This window comes from Flavobacterium cryoconiti (assembly GCF_048158645.1).
In the GTDB taxonomy this organism is placed as follows: domain Bacteria; phylum Bacteroidota; class Bacteroidia; order Flavobacteriales; family Flavobacteriaceae; genus Flavobacterium; species Flavobacterium cryoconiti.
This window is the reverse complement of record NZ_JBLNKW010000012.1, coordinates 119881-135394: the sequence shown is the minus strand read 5'-3', so window position 1 is coordinate 135394 and position 15514 is coordinate 119881. Positions and strand designations below refer to the sequence as shown.

18 protein-coding genes and 1 tRNA gene are annotated in these 15514 nt (G+C 32.6%); 8 read left to right on the top strand and 11 right to left on the bottom strand.

Going from position 1 to position 15514, the window contains the following annotated elements:
* Positions 1-201 precede the first annotated feature (201 nt).
* Positions 202-275 (bottom strand) — tRNA-Met (locus ACM55H_RS16370).
* Positions 276-429: 154 nt separating this feature from the next.
* Here ACM55H_RS16370 and ACM55H_RS16365 point away from each other — a divergent pair.
* Positions 430-822, top strand: coding sequence for an START-like domain-containing protein (locus tag ACM55H_RS16365; protein WP_039109093.1), 393 nt, complete (start codon positions 430-432; stop codon positions 820-822).
* Positions 823-877: 55 nt separating this feature from the next.
* Positions 878-1717, top strand: coding sequence for an aminotransferase class IV (locus ACM55H_RS16360; protein ID WP_416837526.1), 840 nt, complete (start codon positions 878-880; stop codon positions 1715-1717).
* Here ACM55H_RS16360 and ACM55H_RS16355 read toward each other — a convergent pair.
* From ACM55H_RS16355 to ACM55H_RS16335, 5 genes are all read right to left on the bottom strand, one after another.
* Complete coding sequence (locus tag ACM55H_RS16355; RefSeq protein ID WP_416837525.1) at positions 1714-2274, bottom strand: YqgE/AlgH family protein; 561 nt, start codon at positions 2272-2274, stop codon at positions 1714-1716. The two genes, ACM55H_RS16360 and ACM55H_RS16355, sit on opposite strands and share 4 nt — an antisense overlap.
* A 118-nt stretch (positions 2275-2392) precedes the next feature.
* Positions 2393-2665, bottom strand: a complete 273-nt coding sequence (locus ACM55H_RS16350) for an HU family DNA-binding protein (protein WP_035667751.1) — start codon at positions 2663-2665, stop codon at positions 2393-2395.
* Positions 2666-2844: 179 nt separating this feature from the next.
* Positions 2845-3792, bottom strand: a complete 948-nt coding sequence (gene fmt, locus ACM55H_RS16345; RefSeq protein ID WP_416837524.1) for a methionyl-tRNA formyltransferase — start codon at positions 3790-3792, stop codon at positions 2845-2847.
* Positions 3792-5687: a RecQ family ATP-dependent DNA helicase gene (locus tag ACM55H_RS16340; RefSeq protein ID WP_416837532.1), complete on the bottom strand. Its 1896-nt coding sequence runs from the start codon at positions 5685-5687 to the stop codon at positions 3792-3794. The genes fmt and ACM55H_RS16340 overlap by 1 nt, the downstream gene beginning before the upstream one ends.
* Before the next feature lie 83 nt (positions 5688-5770).
* Positions 5771-6310 (bottom strand): AAA family ATPase, encoded by a 540-nt coding sequence (locus ACM55H_RS16335; protein WP_416837523.1) that lies wholly within the window; start codon positions 6308-6310, stop codon positions 5771-5773.
* A gap of 148 nt (positions 6311-6458) precedes the next feature.
* On the opposite strand from ACM55H_RS16335, the gene ACM55H_RS16330 reads away from it, so the two are divergent.
* The 4 genes from ACM55H_RS16330 (at position 6459) to ACM55H_RS16315 (ending at position 9950) form a co-directional block, all read left to right on the top strand.
* A complete protein-coding gene (locus ACM55H_RS16330; RefSeq protein ID WP_039109099.1) occupies positions 6459-6755 on the top strand; it encodes a DUF493 family protein in 297 nt (98 codons plus the stop codon).
* Positions 6756-6838: 83 nt separating this feature from the next.
* Positions 6839-7558 carry a DUF4290 domain-containing protein gene (locus tag ACM55H_RS16325; RefSeq protein ID WP_039109100.1) on the top strand — a complete coding sequence of 240 codons (720 nt, stop codon included), beginning with the start codon at positions 6839-6841 and terminating at the stop codon, positions 7556-7558.
* Between the two features lie 102 nt (positions 7559-7660).
* Positions 7661-8971: a UDP-N-acetylglucosamine 1-carboxyvinyltransferase gene (murA, locus tag ACM55H_RS16320; protein WP_416837522.1), complete on the top strand. Its 1311-nt coding sequence runs from the start codon at positions 7661-7663 to the stop codon at positions 8969-8971.
* Between the two features lie 109 nt (positions 8972-9080).
* The gene (locus ACM55H_RS16315) at positions 9081-9950 is read left to right on the top strand and encodes a cation diffusion facilitator family transporter (RefSeq protein WP_416837521.1); all 870 of its coding nucleotides are present in this window, start codon (positions 9081-9083) and stop codon (positions 9948-9950) included.
* Between the two features lie 74 nt (positions 9951-10024).
* Here ACM55H_RS16315 and aroQ read toward each other — a convergent pair whose 3' ends face one another.
* Positions 10025-10438, bottom strand: a complete 414-nt coding sequence (gene aroQ / locus ACM55H_RS16310) for a type II 3-dehydroquinate dehydratase (RefSeq protein ID WP_039109103.1) — start codon at positions 10436-10438, stop codon at positions 10025-10027.
* 74 nt (positions 10439-10512) lie between these two features.
* Positions 10513-11076, bottom strand: coding sequence for a porin family protein (locus ACM55H_RS16305; RefSeq protein WP_416837520.1), 564 nt, complete (start codon positions 11074-11076; stop codon positions 10513-10515).
* Between the two features lie 304 nt (positions 11077-11380).
* Between ACM55H_RS16305 and ACM55H_RS16300 the strand changes: the two genes are divergently transcribed.
* Entirely contained in the window at positions 11381-11905 is a 525-nt protein-coding gene (locus ACM55H_RS16300; protein ID WP_416837519.1) for a hypothetical protein, read from the top strand.
* A 75-nt stretch (positions 11906-11980) separates the two neighbouring features.
* Positions 11981-12910, top strand: a complete 930-nt coding sequence (gene xerD / locus ACM55H_RS16295) for a site-specific tyrosine recombinase XerD (RefSeq protein WP_416837518.1) — start codon at positions 11981-11983, stop codon at positions 12908-12910.
* A gap of 81 nt (positions 12911-12991) precedes the next feature.
* Here the strand turns inward: xerD and rny are convergent, their stop codons facing one another.
* The 3 genes from rny to ACM55H_RS16280 all read right to left on the bottom strand — a co-directional run bounded on the left by rny (position 12992) and on the right by ACM55H_RS16280 (position 15358).
* Complete coding sequence (gene rny / locus ACM55H_RS16290) at positions 12992-14557, bottom strand: ribonuclease Y (RefSeq protein WP_416837517.1); 1566 nt, start codon at positions 14555-14557, stop codon at positions 12992-12994.
* A 208-nt stretch (positions 14558-14765) separates the two neighbouring features.
* Complete coding sequence (locus ACM55H_RS16285; RefSeq protein ID WP_035667727.1) at positions 14766-15059, bottom strand: cell division protein ZapA; 294 nt, start codon at positions 15057-15059, stop codon at positions 14766-14768.
* An 8-nt stretch (positions 15060-15067) separates the two neighbouring features.
* On the bottom strand, positions 15068-15358 hold the full coding sequence (locus ACM55H_RS16280; protein ID WP_416837516.1) for a hypothetical protein: 291 nt from the start codon (positions 15356-15358) through the stop codon (positions 15068-15070).
* Between the last annotated feature and the right edge of the window lie 156 nt (positions 15359-15514).

Here is a 15514-nt window from a genome sequence, read left to right as displayed (position 1 = left end):
AAATAAAAGCATTCAGATCAAGATTTAGAGGCGTTAGAAATGTAGAATTCTTCCTTTTCAGGCTAACCAATATTTATGCTTAATTTTTGCTTCTCCACAGGTTTTAGGATTGATCCCTTTTAATTTATAGAACTGTTTACTTTCTTTGAGTACACGCACAAAAAAAACCCTAACATATTGATGTTAGGGTTTTTACTTTTGTAGCGAGACCGAGATTTGAACTCGGGACCTCAGGGTTATGAATCCTGCGCTCTAACCGACTGAGCTATCTCGCCATGATTGAGGGTGGATAACCAGCCCTGAATGCGGGTGCAAATATAAAAATAATATTACAGGTTGCAAGTGTTTTTTCAAGAAAAAAAAATATTTTTAAAAATCCTTTTTTTTCGGACTTATATTCTTATATTTCACAAAAATTAAATGTAGCTCATGGATCAAAAAGTACGTTACGAAATCGAGTTTCCTATAAATTCTTCGCCTCAATTATTATATCAATATATATCGACTCCATCCGGTTTATCGGAGTGGTTTGCCGACAACGTAAATTCTCGTGGAGAATTTTTCACTTTCATTTGGAATGATTCCGAAGAAAAAGCAAGACTTGCTTCTAAGAAGTCTGGTGAAAAAGTAAAATTCAAGTGGGTTGATGAAAACAGTAAAGACACAGAATATTTTTTTGAATTACATATTTTAGTTGATGAACTAACTAAAGATGTCTCATTAATGGTTGTTGATTTTGCATCCAAAGATGAAGTTGATGAAGCAACTCAGCTATGGGAAAATCAAATTTCAGATTTGAAACATCTAATTGGTTCTGTATAGTAAAATCATATTTTATGACTTATATTTGCCCTAAACAAAATTTAGGGCTTTTTTTATGATTAATTTTAATGGAATTATAGTGTCTCAAGATGCTAATATATTGACACAGAACCGCGCTTTTTTATATGGTGATGCCGTTTTCGAAACAGTTAAAATAATAAATAATAAAATTCTTTTTTTAGAAGATCATTATTTTAGATTAATGGCATCTATGCGTGTGGTTCGAATGGAAATCCCAATGAATTTTACCATGGAATATTTTGAAGAGCAAATCCTGTCAGTAGTTAAAGTTAATCAACTAGAGCGTTCTTCAAGGGCCAGAATCACTATTTATAGAAATGACGGAGGCTATTATTTGCCTTTGAACAATACAATCTCTTTTTTGATTCATACAATAGCACTAGAAAACACTTTGTATTCAATTGACCAAAAGGAATATGAAGTCGATTTGTATAAAGACTTTTATGTGACAAAACAATTGCTGTCTTCTATAAAAACAACAAATAAAATTATAAACATAACGGGTAGTATTTATGCTAACGAAAATGGATTAGACAATTGTATTTTGTTAAATGACAGTAAGAATGTCGTTGAAGTTTTGCAAGGAAATATTTTTATGCTTTTAGGGAATAAACTGATTACGCCTCCTGTTTCCGAAGGATGTTTGAATGGTGTGATGAGAAAACAAATATTGGGTTTGGCAAAAAAGATAGAAAATCTTGAGGTTGTTGAAGAAGTAATTTCTCCATTTGATATTCAAAAAGCTGACGAATTGTTTGTCACAAATGTTATAAAAGGAATCCAGCCTATAACCAAATACCGTAAAAAAGAGTTTACAGCTAAATTGGCTAATGAACTAGTTGGAAAATTGAACGAGGCTGTAAATAGTATTTAATTTAAATAAGGATTTTCTGGAGCATTTGACCAAATAAGGTATTCTCCTCCTAATTCCATGATTTGTTCTTTCCAGAAATGAGCAGGTGATTTTCCTATGATTTTATTTTCATAATTATTTTCAGTAATAATCCAAGAATTACATTCCATTTCGGTTTCTAGTTGGTCTTCTTCCCAGCCGGTGTACCCTAAAAAGAAGCGAATGTTATTTTTTCTTATTTTACCGGAATTGATAAGCTCTTTAGCGGATTCGAAATCACCACCCCAATAGATACCATTTGAAATTTCTACGCTGTTAGGAATCAGTTCTGGAATATCATGGATAAAATAAAGATTGTCTTGTTCCACTGGACCACCATTGTAGATTTTAAATCGAGCGTCTACATCCGGTATTAAGTCGTGGATGGTATATTTCAAAGGTTTGTTTATAATAAAACCAACAGAACCTTCCTTATTGTGGTCTGCTAATAATATTACTGATCGGCTAAATGATAAATCTCCAAATATAGAAGGCTCTGCTATAAGTAGATGTCCTTTTTTTAATTTTTCTGAAATCATAACGGCTACTTTTTTTATTAAATTTAAGAATAAAATTTCAAAAAAACCAAAGAAAGTCGTTCAAATGCATAAAAAAACCTTCCATGTGGAAGGTTTTGATTATATTGGAAAACTCAAATTAGTTTACCGCTCCTTCTAATTCTGCACCAGCTTTAAATTTCACAACATTTTTAGCTGCGATTTGAATAGTATTTCCTGTTTGAGGATTTCTTCCGTCTCTAGCTGCTCTAGCTGAAACAGACCAAGATCCGAAACCTACTAAAGATACTCTTCCACCTTTTTTCAAAGTACCGCCTACATTTCCTAAAAATGACTCTAAAGCTAATTTAGCTGCAGCTTTTGTAATTCCTGCATCTGCAGCGATAGCATCGATTAATTCTGATTTGTTCATAATAAATAGTTATTAATTGTTGGTTAAAAAAATTGTTAATACACAAATTTAGTAGGAAATCCGTTCCTTGCAAGCGTTTTGTGTTATTTTAGTTTGTTTTGTTAATAACTTATTTTTTTTGTTCATAAAACAAGGCTTATTTCTTGTTAAAATCATTGAAACACCCGTTTTTACTGATGTTAATAGACTTTTGCATTTTCAGAAAAAGACATTCCATTTAACAATTCCGCAGTACTTATTCTCTTTTTTCCCGGAAACTGTAAACTGAGTACTTGGATAAATCCATCTTTTACAGGAATTTTCATCTCTTTCTTGTTACAAATCAAACTACCAACAGGATAATTGTGATGTTCCGAGATGATTTTTGCTTCATATATTTTGACATTCCACTCTTCATTTTTGTCTCCAAAGAGACACCAAGAAGCTGGATAAGGACTCAAACCTCGAATCAAATTATTTATTTCTGAAGTTGATTTTGTCCAATCTATTTTGCAATTCTCTTTATTTAGCTTGTATGCTGTTTTAATATCAGCATCATCTTTTTGAATAATGGTCGTTACATTTCCTTTTTCAATCATTTCCAAAGTTTCAATTACGGTCGTACTTCCCAAATCCATTAATCGATCGTGCAATTGTCCTGCATTTTCAGTCGCCGAGATTGGTGTTTCCGAACTTAAAATCATTGCTCCAGTATCAATTTTATCATCGATAAAAAATGTAGTCACACCCGTTTTTGTTTCTCCATTTATGATTGCCCAATTTATTGGAGCTGCTCCACGATAATTGGGTAGTAGCGAAGCGTGAAGATTGAATGTTCCTAATGAAGGCATTTCCCAAACTACTTTTGGTAACATTCTAAAAGCAACTACAATTTGTAAATTGGCATTCAAAGATTTTAATTCCAATAAAAAAGCTTCGTCTTTTAGGTTTGCAGGTTGTAATAAAGTAAGGTTATTGGCAAGCGCATATTCTTTTACCGCCGAATATTTTAATTTTTGTCCGCGACCGGCAGGTTTATCTGCTGCTGTGATAACACCCACAACTTCATAGTTGTTTTTTACTATAGTATCTAAAATCCCAACGGCAAATTCTGGGGTTCCCATAAAAACAATTCGTAATTTTTCCATTATGATCTTAAAGTATATTTATTATTTGGTTTAACCAAAATAGTGTTGTTTTCTAATAAATGTTGCAGCACAAAGATAATGTCATCTGGGCTATTTTTAGTGCGATTTTGAATGTCTCTCGAATTTAAATCTTCTGTTTGTAGCAAGGTAATAATGGCTTCCGAAAGTGAAGTTATGTCTACTTTCCTATTTTTTTTAGTAATGCAATAGGAGCAAATTCCACAATCAACGTTTGTCTTCTCACCAAAATAATCCAAAATCAATTTACTCTTGCAAACTTTTTTTTCATTAACATAAAAAAGTACTGCTTTAAGCTGTTCTTTTTTTAATTCATTTTGCTTTTCTAAATATTTAGAAACTCGACTAATTGTTCTTTCATCTTCCCGAACTTCGTTGAAAATTAAAGTCGCATCATTATTTTTCGAATGATATTCAAGAATGTCTTTTTCTTTCAATTTATGTAAAACTGCTTGTATTTCATTTGTGGCATGATTTGATTTTTTTGCAATCAATTCTATATTGAAAGAAGTTTGCATTTCATAGATTCCAGGATAGGTTCGCAATATCGCTAAAATTATTTCTTCATCATTAGGATTCAAACTCATATAACGAATCACTTCTTTGGATGGAATAAGAAATTGCAGTGTGATTTTCTCAGAAAATTCTTGAGATAAACTAATAATCCCTTGCCTGTCCAGAAACTGCATAGCATTGTAGGTTTTCAATGTTGGAAACTCATACTTTAGACAAAAATGATGCAAATTGAAATTAAATTGTTCGTTAATCCCTTCTCCGTATGCAATCTGAAAATAATTACAAAGTTTGACATACATTAGATTCAAAAACTTTTTATCAGGAAGGACATTGATGAACTGATTTTCAGTTTGGAGAATATCCGATGGACTAGTCAATAGGACTGCATATGCTTTTTCGCCATTTCTCCCCGCCCGTCCTGCTTCTTGGTAATAATTTTCTAAATTTTCAGGAAGCTGAATATGAATGACTGTTTTTACATTGGCTTTATCAATTCCCATCCCAAACGCATTGGTAGCAACTATAACTTGCGCTCCTTCATTCATCCACGATTGCATATTTTTATCTTTTTCTTTGGACGTAAGTCCGCCGTGATAATACGTTGCTTTAAATCCTAAAGATTGTAATTGTGAAGAAATGTCTAAACACGATTTCCTGTTTCTTACATAGATTATGGATGGTTGAGGGTTTTTCTTAAGTATTTGCTCTATTCTAAAAAGTTTGTCTTCAACTTCAAAAACCATGTAGGCTATATTTTCTCTGGCAAATGACTTTTCGAAAATTTTTGGATTATGCAATCCTAAATCAGTGATGATGTTTTCTTTAACTTTAGGCGTTGCAGTTGCGGTCAAAGCTAAGAAAGGGGTTTTTGGGAAATGCTTTTTTAATTCAGAGATTTTCAAATAAGCAGGTCTAAAGTCGTGTCCCCATTGTGAAACACAATGTGCTTCGTCAATGGTAATCAGGTTGATAGGTAGGTTTTTTATTCTTTCGAGAATCCAATCTGACTGCAAACGTTCCGGGGATAAATACAAAAATTTATAATTTCCAAATTGGCAATTGTCCAATAAGTCAATCATTTCATCGGACTTTATTCCGCCAGTCAATGCAATCGCTTTAATATTTCGTTTTTGTAAATTGGCGACTTGGTCCTTCATTAATGCAACTAAAGGAGAAACTACTAGGCAAATTCCTTCTTTCATCATGGCAGGAACCTGAAAACAGATTGATTTTCCGCCACCGGTAGGCATTAGAGCAAAAGTATCTTCACCACTTAAAACAGAATTTATAATTTCGTTTTGCAGCGATCTAAATTTGTCATGTTTCCAATACTTTTGAAGAATTTGTAATGCTTCTGGCATAGATTTCGTTCCCAAAGCTTCGGGATTAGATTTTAATTTATACTTGATGAAAAAATCGTAAATCCCAATTTGTAATCCTTAAATTATTTAGAAATTTTATCTAAGATAAAAAGAATTCTGTTATCAACACTATCTTTAGGTACTTCTATAAGTTCGTAACCATAATTTTGATAAGTTGCCACAAGGTGTGTGTCGATATTTTTTGCCTGTTCGAAGTTTTCATATCGTTCAGTATCACTCGTGTAGATTTCTTCCCATGGTGGAAGAATAAAGATTTTTGTGTATTTGTATTCTTTGCAGGCTGTATCAAAAAAGGATGGATAACTGTCACCGATATAATCCATATAGGCTACAACATCTGGAATACCACGGTCTATAAAGACAATTTTATGCGGTTCTTCAAGTGCGCTTTGAAACTGTTTTTTTCTACCTTCCAAAAGTAATTCGCTAAACAGTAAAGGATTTGTTAAGAATAATTGTTCGATACCTTGTTTTTGAGCTTCTAAAGTTACTTGTCTGGAAATTTCGGGATAACAGCAATATCCATTTGCCACTAATCCATCTATGATTGTACTTTTTCCAGTTCCGGGACCGCCAATGATAACTATGATTTCTTTCTGCACTTTTTACAAATAAGGCGCGAAATTACTCAAACTTATTGGAATTTGAAAAAATGATTGCCGTAAAAACATAATTTGACAAAAAATCATATTTCAAATATTCAAAATTTACATTTGAAACCGTATATTTGCTCTTATTTTTAAATTGAAAATGGATAACGATAAAGAAAAAGAGACTGCAGAATTTTACGAAAGATTAAAAGTAGAGCTGGATATGAGTAATACATGGCCAGCAGAATACTTATTTAAGTTTATTGTGCCAACAGAAAATGATAATGTAGAGCGTGTTGAGTTGGCTTTTGACTGTATGGGAGCGGTTATAAAAACGACAAAATCCAAAACGGGTAAATTTACAAGTATATCTGTAGACGTTACAGTAAAAGATTCGCAAGAAATAGTAGATAAATACCTAGAAGTTTCTACAATTAAAGGTATAGTTTCCCTGTAATATAAAATAAATTTTGATACATTTCGAATGATTTAAATCTTCGGAAATGTGGCATATAAGATCAAAAAAATATACATTCGAATATGAATTCAAAATATATAAAAGAAAACGCGAACGATACTGTCCATCATTTGGAATATAATGCGGAGCGATCCCATTTAATTATTCCGGAATATGGTCGTCATTTGCAAAAATTGATTGATCAGGCTACAAAAATTGAAGATGATGTGGAGCGCAATAAAGCAGCAAAATATATCATTCAGGTGATGGGGAGTTTGAATCCTCACTTACGAGATGTTCCTGATTTTCAACATAAATTATGGGATCAGATTTTTATCATGTCTGATTTTAAATTAGTGGCTGATTCACCCTATCCAATTCCATCTCGTGAAGTCTTGCAATTAAAACCAGATGTTTTAAAATACCCGCAAAATTTTCCAAAATACAGGTATTATGGCAACAACATAAAATATATGATTGATGTCGCTAATAAATGGGAAGATGGCGAAATGAAAAATGCATTGGTAAAAGTAATTGCCAATCACATGAAAAAATCCTATTTGAGTTGGAATAAAGATACCGTAAAGGATGATGTTATTTTTGAACACTTATATGAATTATCCGATGGTAAGTTGAATTTGCTTCAAAGTACCGAAGAGCTTCTAAATACTACCGATTTATTGCGAACTAATAAACGAGTTTCCAATAAAATCACTCCTGTTGGGCAACCTAAAATTCTTAGCAATAAGAATTTAAAAACAGGTAAACCAAAACCTTTCATAAAAAACAATAATCCAAAATAAAACAGGTATTAAGTTGGTTAGATTTTGAATTACTGCTTTTAATAAATCGGTAAAACTTCAGAACCTTTGTAACCTAGAACCTCAGAACCTTAAAAAAAGAATATGGGAATTTTCAAAATAGAAGGTGGCATTCGTCTAAAAGGAGAAATCACGCCACAAGGAGCTAAAAATGAAGCATTGCAAATTTTGTGTGCAGTTCTTTTGACTCCTGAAAAAGTTACAATTAATAATATTCCTGATATTATTGATATCAATAAGCTAATTACTCTTTTAGGAAATTTAGGAGTTAAAATCCAAAAAAATGGATCCGGCTCTTATACTTTTCAAGCAGATGATGTTAATATACAATATTTAGAAACAGAAGCATTTAAGCAAGAAGGGGGTTCACTTCGTGGTTCTATTATGATTGTGGGACCATTATTGGCTCGTTTTGGCCGAGGATATATTCCAAAACCAGGAGGGGATAAAATAGGTCGTAGAAGATTGGATACTCACTTTGAAGGATTTATCAATCTGGGTGCAAAATTTCGTTACAATAGAGAAGACCATTTTTATGGTGTAGAAGCTCCAGATGGATTAACCGGAGCGAATATGTTACTAGATGAAGCTTCTGTTACCGGGACTGCAAATATTGTTATGGCTGCTGTTTTGGCAAAAGGAAAAACTACAGTTTATAACGCAGCATGTGAGCCTTATTTGCAACAACTTTGTAAAATGTTGAACTCCATGGGGGCAAACATCACTGGTGTTGGATCTAATTTATTAACCATTGAAGGAGTTGAAAATCTAGGGGGTTGTGAGCATAGAATTCTTCCGGATATGATTGAAATTGGTTCATGGATTGGATTGGCAGCCATGACTAGAAGTGAAATTACAATTAAAGATGTAAGTTGGGACAATCTTGGGGTTATTCCAAATACTTTTAGAAAATTAGGAATCACATTGGAACGAAGAGGAGATGATATTTATATTCCTGCTCACGAAGATGGATATGAAGTGAAAACGGATATCGATGGTTCTATTCTTACCATTGCTGATGCGCCTTGGCCAGGATTTACACCTGATTTATTGAGTATTGTTTTAGTAGTGGCAACACAAGCAAGAGGAGATGTATTGATACACCAAAAGATGTTTGAAAGCCGATTGTTTTTTGTAGATAAATTAATCGACATGGGAGCAAAAATTATGTTATGTGACCCGCATAGAGCAGTGGTTATGGGACATGATTTTAAATCACAATTGAAAGCAACAACGATGTCTTCACCAGATATTCGCGCTGGAATCTCCTTATTGATTGCTGCCCTTTCAGCTAAAGGAACAAGTACCATTCAAAATATAGAACAAATTGATAGAGGTTATGAGCGAATAGACGAACGTTTAAGAGCGATTGGAGCTAATATTATTCGAGCATAAGTTTCTAATTATTAAAAATAATCGTTTAAGGATTCCTTTTTGAATATGTAAATTCAGATTTAAAAAAGGGATTTTTAAACGATTTTTAATTTCATTATTACACAATACAATGTCAAAAGAACAGACAGCAATTAAGGCTACATATTTTAGTATAGTAGGAAACATTTGTTTGGCAATTATAAAAGGCTTGGCAGGTTTTTTTGGTAATTCGTATGCTTTAGTGGCCGATGCAATAGAATCTACCACCGATATTTTTTCCTCTTTTTTAGTTTTGTTCGGAATCAAATATTCTAATAAACCAGCAGATGAAAATCATCCTTACGGACATGGTCGTGCAGAACCATTAATAACTTTTTTAGTTGTTGGGTTTTTGATAACATCAGCAACTATTATTGCATATGAAAGTATTGATAATATTGGGACACCCCATGAATTGCCTGAATCTTGGACGCTTTATGTTCTTGGTGCCATAATTATTTGGAAAGAGTATTCGTTCCGTATAGTGATGAAACGCAGTAAAGAAACGAATAGCTCTTCATTACGTGCCGATGCCTGGCACCATAGAAGTGATGCCATAACATCGGTAGCGGCATTTGTTGGAATCTCTATTGCATTAATTTTAGGAAAAGGATATGAATCAGCCGATGATTGGGCAGCACTTTTTGCTTCTGGTTTTATATTGTATAACAGTTATCTTATTTTTAGACCCGCACTTGGAGAAATCATGGACGAGCATCTGAACGATGATTTAGTTGATGAAATTAGAAAGGTTTCGTTTCAAGTCGAGGGAATTATTGATACTGAAAAATGTTTCATTCGCAAAGCAGGAATGCAATATCATGTTGATCTTCATGCTATAGTAGATGCTAACATTTCAGTAAGAGAAGGACATGATTTAGCCCATAAACTAAAAGATACTTTAAGGCAAGAAATTCCTGAATTAGGCCACGTTTTGATTCATGTGGAACCAAATTCATGAATTTGACAATAGACAAAAGGCACAAATTTTTTGTGCCTTTTGTTTATAATATATTGTTTGATTATTCTTTTAAACTACAAAAAAGACTGTACTGCTAATTCATAACTTTTTAATCCAAATCCAAGAATAACACCTTTAGCATTTCCTGAAATATACGATTGATGACGGAAACTTTCACGTGAAAAAGTATTCGAAATATGTACCTCAATTACTGGAGTCGTAATCGCTTTTATTGCATCTCCAATTCCTATAGAAGTATGGGTGTAAGCTCCGGCATTTAAAATTATGCCATCATAAGAAAAACCAAATTCCTGAATTTTATCAATTAATTCACCTTCAATGTTACTTTGATAATAAGTGAATTCTATTGCAGGAAATTTTATTTGTAAAGTAGTAAAATACTCTTCGAAAGTTAGGCTGCCGTAAACTTCTGGCTCACGTTTCCCAAGAAGATTAAGATTTGGTCCGTTGATGATACTTATTTTCATAATTGTTATTTTGGTAAAAATAAAAAAACCGTTCCAATTTATGGAACGGTTCTACTAAATTTATTTTAATTTTCTTAGAATTTAAAACCTGCTGAAACTTGGACAACAGAGTTTTTAACTTCTGCATCCTTTGAGGCATCTGTTAATCCTAAACCATAACGTCCTTGTATGAAAAAATGGTTTGTAATGTTTAGACCTAAACCTCCAACAACTGCAAAATCAAAAGTATTTGCATCTTTGACATCAAAATTATTCCTTTCACTCAATAAAAAGGAAGCCTGTGGACCTAGTTCAAGGCTAACTACTTTATTCAAATTGATTTTTGCCAAAACAGGGATTGATAAATAGCCCAATTCATTTTTAAATTCTTCAAAGGCATTTTTGTAAGTTGCTCCTTGGGTTGAGTATAGTAATTCGGGCTGTATGGAAAAACTATCGATAATTTTAATTTCTGCGATTAAACCGGCATGATAACTCGTAATAGCTGAAGTGCTATAATTAGAATTGTTAATCGTGATATCTGACCCAGTTTGATTTGCATAATTTAAACCAGCTTTTATTCCAAACTTAACTAATTGAGCTTGCATATTACTTGAAATAGCTAGAAGTAAAACGGTAACTAAGATTGTCTTTTTCATAATATTGATATTTAATTATTGTCCTTAATTTGAATGTACAAAGTAAAACTCTTAAAGTAAAGAAATATTACACTTTTATGTTTATTACTTATAATATTTACTTAGTTTTTGATTCAAGAGAAAGGTGTTTTTAAGTTTTTAATAAGTATCGACTAGTTTATAATTAATTAAAAATCAATGAGTTAAATCTTATTTTGTTGTTTTTAAACGGATTAATTTGGCAATCAACGAGTTTTTTGGCGTAAAATCTGATGCGATTGTTGATTTTTCTAACTTTGGGTATATAAATTTTAAATGATAAATCATGAAAAAAATTATTTTATCAGTAGTGATGGTATTCGCATTTGGATTTGTGAATGCTCAAGACAAAAAAATGAGTAATGGCGGTGGTCAAACTGCAGAAGGAAAATGGTTAATTGAAGCTAATACTGGTTCATGGGCTACCGGAAATACTTCGTTTTCCTTACTATCTGTTGATGGAGGAAACACCGCTTGGTCAGTTGGTTTAGAAGGAGGATATTTTGTTATAAAAGATTTAGCAATAAAAGCAGGTTTAGGTTACTCAGACGATGGTGATGGTTATAATCCTTTTAGTTATAAAATAGGAGTTAAGTATTACATCGTAAGTCAGTTTCCTGTAGGTATTGATTTTACTGGTACTTCAGGAAGCGGAAATAATGCCAACTGGATTGGTTTTCAAGGGGGGTATGCTTTATTTATTGGAGACAATGTTTCAATTGAGCCTGCAATTCGTTATAATGCGACCCTTGACAATAACAAAGCTGATAATGCTTTTCAAGGGTTAATTGGTTTTGTATTACACTTCTAATATTTTAAAATTACAATATCAGAAACCTCCCAATTGGGAGGTTTTTTATGTCAAAAAAATGCTTTACTTTGGGATATGAATTGGAATACCTATATAAAAAGCTATCAGTCTTATTTGAAAATTGAACGGGGTTTGTCAAAGAATACTATTGAAAATTATTCTTTCGATATAGAACGTTTGTGTCTTTTTCTGGAAAATAATGGAATTGTTATATCTCCAATACATATTGATGACGAAACCATTCAGCAGTTTATTTATGATGTTTCAAAACAAGTTAATCCGCGTTCACAAGCCAGAATCATTTCGGGGCTTAAAAGTTTTTTTGGTTATTTAATATTTGAAGACTTTCGGGATACTAATCCTTTAGAATTAATTGAAACACCTAAAACGGGCCGAAAACTTCCAGATACGTTATCTGTTGCTGAAATTGATAATCTTATTTCAGCAATTGATTTAACCACTAATGAAGGAGAACGCAATCGCGCCATGCTTGAAACCCTTTATGGTTGTGGATTGCGAGTTTCTGAATTGACAGCTTTAAAAATTTCCGATTTGTTTTTTGAGGAGGGTTTTATTAAAATCACAGGAAAAGGGAATAAGCAACGGTTTGTGCCTATTGGAAATTTAACTCAAAAATACATTCAAATTTATAAAAATACGATGAGAATCCATTTGAATATTAAAAAGGGATTTGAAGATACGTTGTTCTTAAATCGAAGAGGAAATCAATTGACACGAGCCATGATTTTTACGATTATTAAAGATTTAGCCACTAAAATAGATTTAAATAAAAATATCAGTCCGCATACCTTGCGACATTCTTTTGCTACGCATCTTCTGGAAAACGGAGCCGATTTACGCTCCATTCAATTAATGCTGGGACATGAATCGATAACTACAACAGAGATTTATGTTCATCTTGATCGAAAGTTTTTGACCGAAGTAATTAACACTTTTCATCCCAGAAAAAAATCCCCTCCCAGCCTCCCCGAAGGGGAGGGGTAAAACAAAAAAAATGATTAGCTTGAGGCTAATCATTTTTTTTAAGTATAAAGGCTTCTACCCTTTGGGGAGGTCGGGAGGGGACTATTTCGCAATATTCACTGCTCTTGTTTCTCTGATCACAGTTACTTTAACTTGACCAGGATAAGTCATTTCTGTTTGAATTTTTTGTGATATTTCAAAAGATAAATTTGCTGCATTTTCATCAGAAACTTTTTCGCTTTCTACAATAACACGAAGTTCTCTACCGGCTTGAATAGCATAAGCATTTTTTACACCGCTAAATCCGTAAGCTACTTCTTCTAAGTCTTTTAAACGTTGGATGTAAGAATCTAATACTTGTCTTCTCGCACCTGGTCTTGCCCCTGAAATAGCATCACAAACCTGAATAATCGGTGATAACAATGATTTCATTTCTATCTCATCGTGGTGTGCTCCAATGGCGTTACAAACTTCTTCTTTTTCACCGTATTTTTCAGCCCATTGCATTCCTAATAAAGCGTGAGGTAAATCACTTTCTGCATCTGGAACTTTACCAATATCGTGTAATAAACCTGCTCTTTTAGCCAGTTTAACATTTAAACCAAGTTCAGCTGCCATGATTCCACAAAGCTTAGAAACTTCGCGAGAGTGTTGCAGTAAATTTTGTCCATAAGAAGAACGGTATTTCATACGTCCCACAACTTTAATCAATTCAGGGTGTAATCCATGAATTCCTAAATCAATAACGGTACGTTTACCAACTTCTATGATTTCATCATCAATTTGTTTTGCTGTTTTAGCAACAACTTCTTCAATACGTGCTGGGTGAATTCTTCCGTCAGTTACCAGTTTGTGTAATGCCAAACGTGCGATTTCTCTACGTACAGGATCAAAACAAGAAAGAATTATAGCCTCAGGTGTATCATCTACAATGATTTCAACTCCGGTTGCAGCTTCAAGGGCACGAATATTTCTACCTTCACGACCAATGATTCTACCTTTTACGTCATCAGATTCAATATTGAAAACAGATACACAGTTTTCTACTGCTTCTTCTGTTCCAACTCTTTGAATCGTGTTGATGATAATTTTCTTTGCTTCTTGTTGAGCTGTCAATTTAGCTTCTTCAATCGTGTCTTGTATATGAGACATTGCTTTGCTTTTAGCTTCAGCTTTTAATCCTTCTACCAATTGATTTTTAGCTTCCTCAGCTGATAGGCCAGAGATGACTTCCAATTGTTGCAATTGGCTTTTATGTAATTTATCTACTTCAGCTTGTCTTTTATCTAAAACTTCTATTTTAGTAGTGTACTCTAAAGTTTTTGATTCAAAATCATCATTAACTTTTTTCGCTTTAGACAATTCATTAGAAATTTGAGATTCTTTGTCACGAACTCTTTTTTCTATTTCTGCTACTTTTTTGTCACGAGAAAGAATTACTTGCTCATGCTCCGATTTCAATTCGATAAATTTTTCTTTAGCTTGAAGAATTTTATCTTTTTTTATGTTTTCGGCTTCAAGGTTAGCATCTTTTAAAATTGATGACGCTTCTTTTTTTGCATTTTTAATTAAGTTAGAAATATTGCTTTTTTCTATTATTTTGGCTATCCCAAAACCTCCTGCAATACCTATAAAACCAGTAATAATGATCGTTAATATGTTGTCCATGTTTGTTAAAATTTATATATAAAAAAGCCTACATTAGGTTGCTTGAATAAACTCGGAAAGACAAGTTTTGAGCTAACTCACTGTTCAAGTTTCCTCGCCGGAGCGTGGCATGCTTTAGTAGTGATGATTTGCTCATTCTAAATTGTTAGTGTTGAGTTTACCAAATATGAACTAATGTAGGCAGTATCTTAGTCTTTGTAAAGAACGTTTAATTATCGAGATATTGATCTAAAACCGCATTGATTTTTTTTAATCTTTCAATGGTCGCTTCACCATCAATTGCATTATCAATTTGTTTTTGTTCTACTTGAGAAGCAAATTGTAAAGCGCACATGGCTAAAACATCTTGCTTGTCACGAACAGCATAATTTTCTTCAAATTGCTTTATCATCACATCAATTTTCTTTGAGGCGCTTCTAAGTCCTTCTTCCTGAGACAATTCTACCGTTAACGGGTAAACTCTGTCTGCGATTGATATTTTAATTTTAAGCTTATCGTCCATATCTTTTATTAATCTGATAGTTGTGCTATACAGTAATCAATTTCGCGAATTAATGAATTTATTTTAAGCTTTGTATCTCTTTTATTATCGTCACTGCCTAATAATGTATTAGCAATTTTGAGTGTTTCATATTGCGTTTTTAGCGCTTCAATCTCTTGATGTTGAGTTTGTATGATTTGTGCAGATTTTGTTAATTCAACCTTTAAATCTTGATTGATTTTCTCCAAACTCTTTAATTTAATAAAAAGTTTTTCAACCTTATTTTCAAGAGTATCAATTATTTCTGCAATTACACTCATTATTAATTCTAATTCATTACTTAATCTTACAAAGTTAGTATTCCTTTTTATTATTACAATATTTTATTGATTTTTTTACATTAAAAAAATCAATTATATGTAATTCAATACGTTGTGATTTGATTTCTTTTATGAATTTTTTATTAACTACTTTTT

What these genes read in the sequence shown, in the direction of transcription:
- ACM55H_RS16365 (WP_039109093.1), top strand. Translation starts at nt 430, where the DNA reads ATGGATCAAAAAGTACGTTACGAAATCGAGTTTCCTATAAATTCTTCG.
- ACM55H_RS16360 (WP_416837526.1), top strand. Translation starts at nt 878, where the DNA reads ATGATTAATTTTAATGGAATTATAGTGTCTCAAGATGCTAATATATTG.
- ACM55H_RS16355 (WP_416837525.1), bottom strand. Translation starts at nt 2,274, where the DNA reads ATGATTTCAGAAAAATTAAAAAAAGGACATCTACTTATAGCAGAGCCT.
- ACM55H_RS16350 (WP_035667751.1), bottom strand. Translation starts at nt 2,665, where the DNA reads ATGAACAAATCAGAATTAATCGATGCTATCGCTGCAGATGCAGGAATT.
- fmt (WP_416837524.1), bottom strand. Translation starts at nt 3,792, where the DNA reads ATGGAAAAATTACGAATTGTTTTTATGGGAACCCCAGAATTTGCCGTT.
- ACM55H_RS16340 (WP_416837532.1), bottom strand. Translation starts at nt 5,687, where the DNA reads ATGCCAGAAGCATTACAAATTCTTCAAAAGTATTGGAAACATGACAAA.
- ACM55H_RS16330 (WP_039109099.1), top strand. Translation starts at nt 6,459, where the DNA reads ATGGATAACGATAAAGAAAAAGAGACTGCAGAATTTTACGAAAGATTA.
- ACM55H_RS16325 (WP_039109100.1), top strand. Translation starts at nt 6,839, where the DNA reads ATGAATTCAAAATATATAAAAGAAAACGCGAACGATACTGTCCATCAT.
- murA (WP_416837522.1), top strand. Translation starts at nt 7,661, where the DNA reads ATGGGAATTTTCAAAATAGAAGGTGGCATTCGTCTAAAAGGAGAAATC.
- ACM55H_RS16315 (WP_416837521.1), top strand. Translation starts at nt 9,081, where the DNA reads ATGTCAAAAGAACAGACAGCAATTAAGGCTACATATTTTAGTATAGTA.
- aroQ (WP_039109103.1), bottom strand. Translation starts at nt 10,438, where the DNA reads ATGAAAATAAGTATCATCAACGGACCAAATCTTAATCTTCTTGGGAAA.
- ACM55H_RS16305 (WP_416837520.1), bottom strand. Translation starts at nt 11,076, where the DNA reads ATGAAAAAGACAATCTTAGTTACCGTTTTACTTCTAGCTATTTCAAGT.
- ACM55H_RS16300 (WP_416837519.1), top strand. Translation starts at nt 11,381, where the DNA reads ATGAAAAAAATTATTTTATCAGTAGTGATGGTATTCGCATTTGGATTT.
- xerD (WP_416837518.1), top strand. Translation starts at nt 11,981, where the DNA reads ATGAATTGGAATACCTATATAAAAAGCTATCAGTCTTATTTGAAAATT.
- rny (WP_416837517.1), bottom strand. Translation starts at nt 14,557, where the DNA reads ATGGACAACATATTAACGATCATTATTACTGGTTTTATAGGTATTGCA.
- ACM55H_RS16285 (WP_035667727.1), bottom strand. Translation starts at nt 15,059, where the DNA reads ATGGACGATAAGCTTAAAATTAAAATATCAATCGCAGACAGAGTTTAC.
- ACM55H_RS16280 (WP_416837516.1), bottom strand. Translation starts at nt 15,358, where the DNA reads ATGAGTGTAATTGCAGAAATAATTGATACTCTTGAAAATAAGGTTGAA.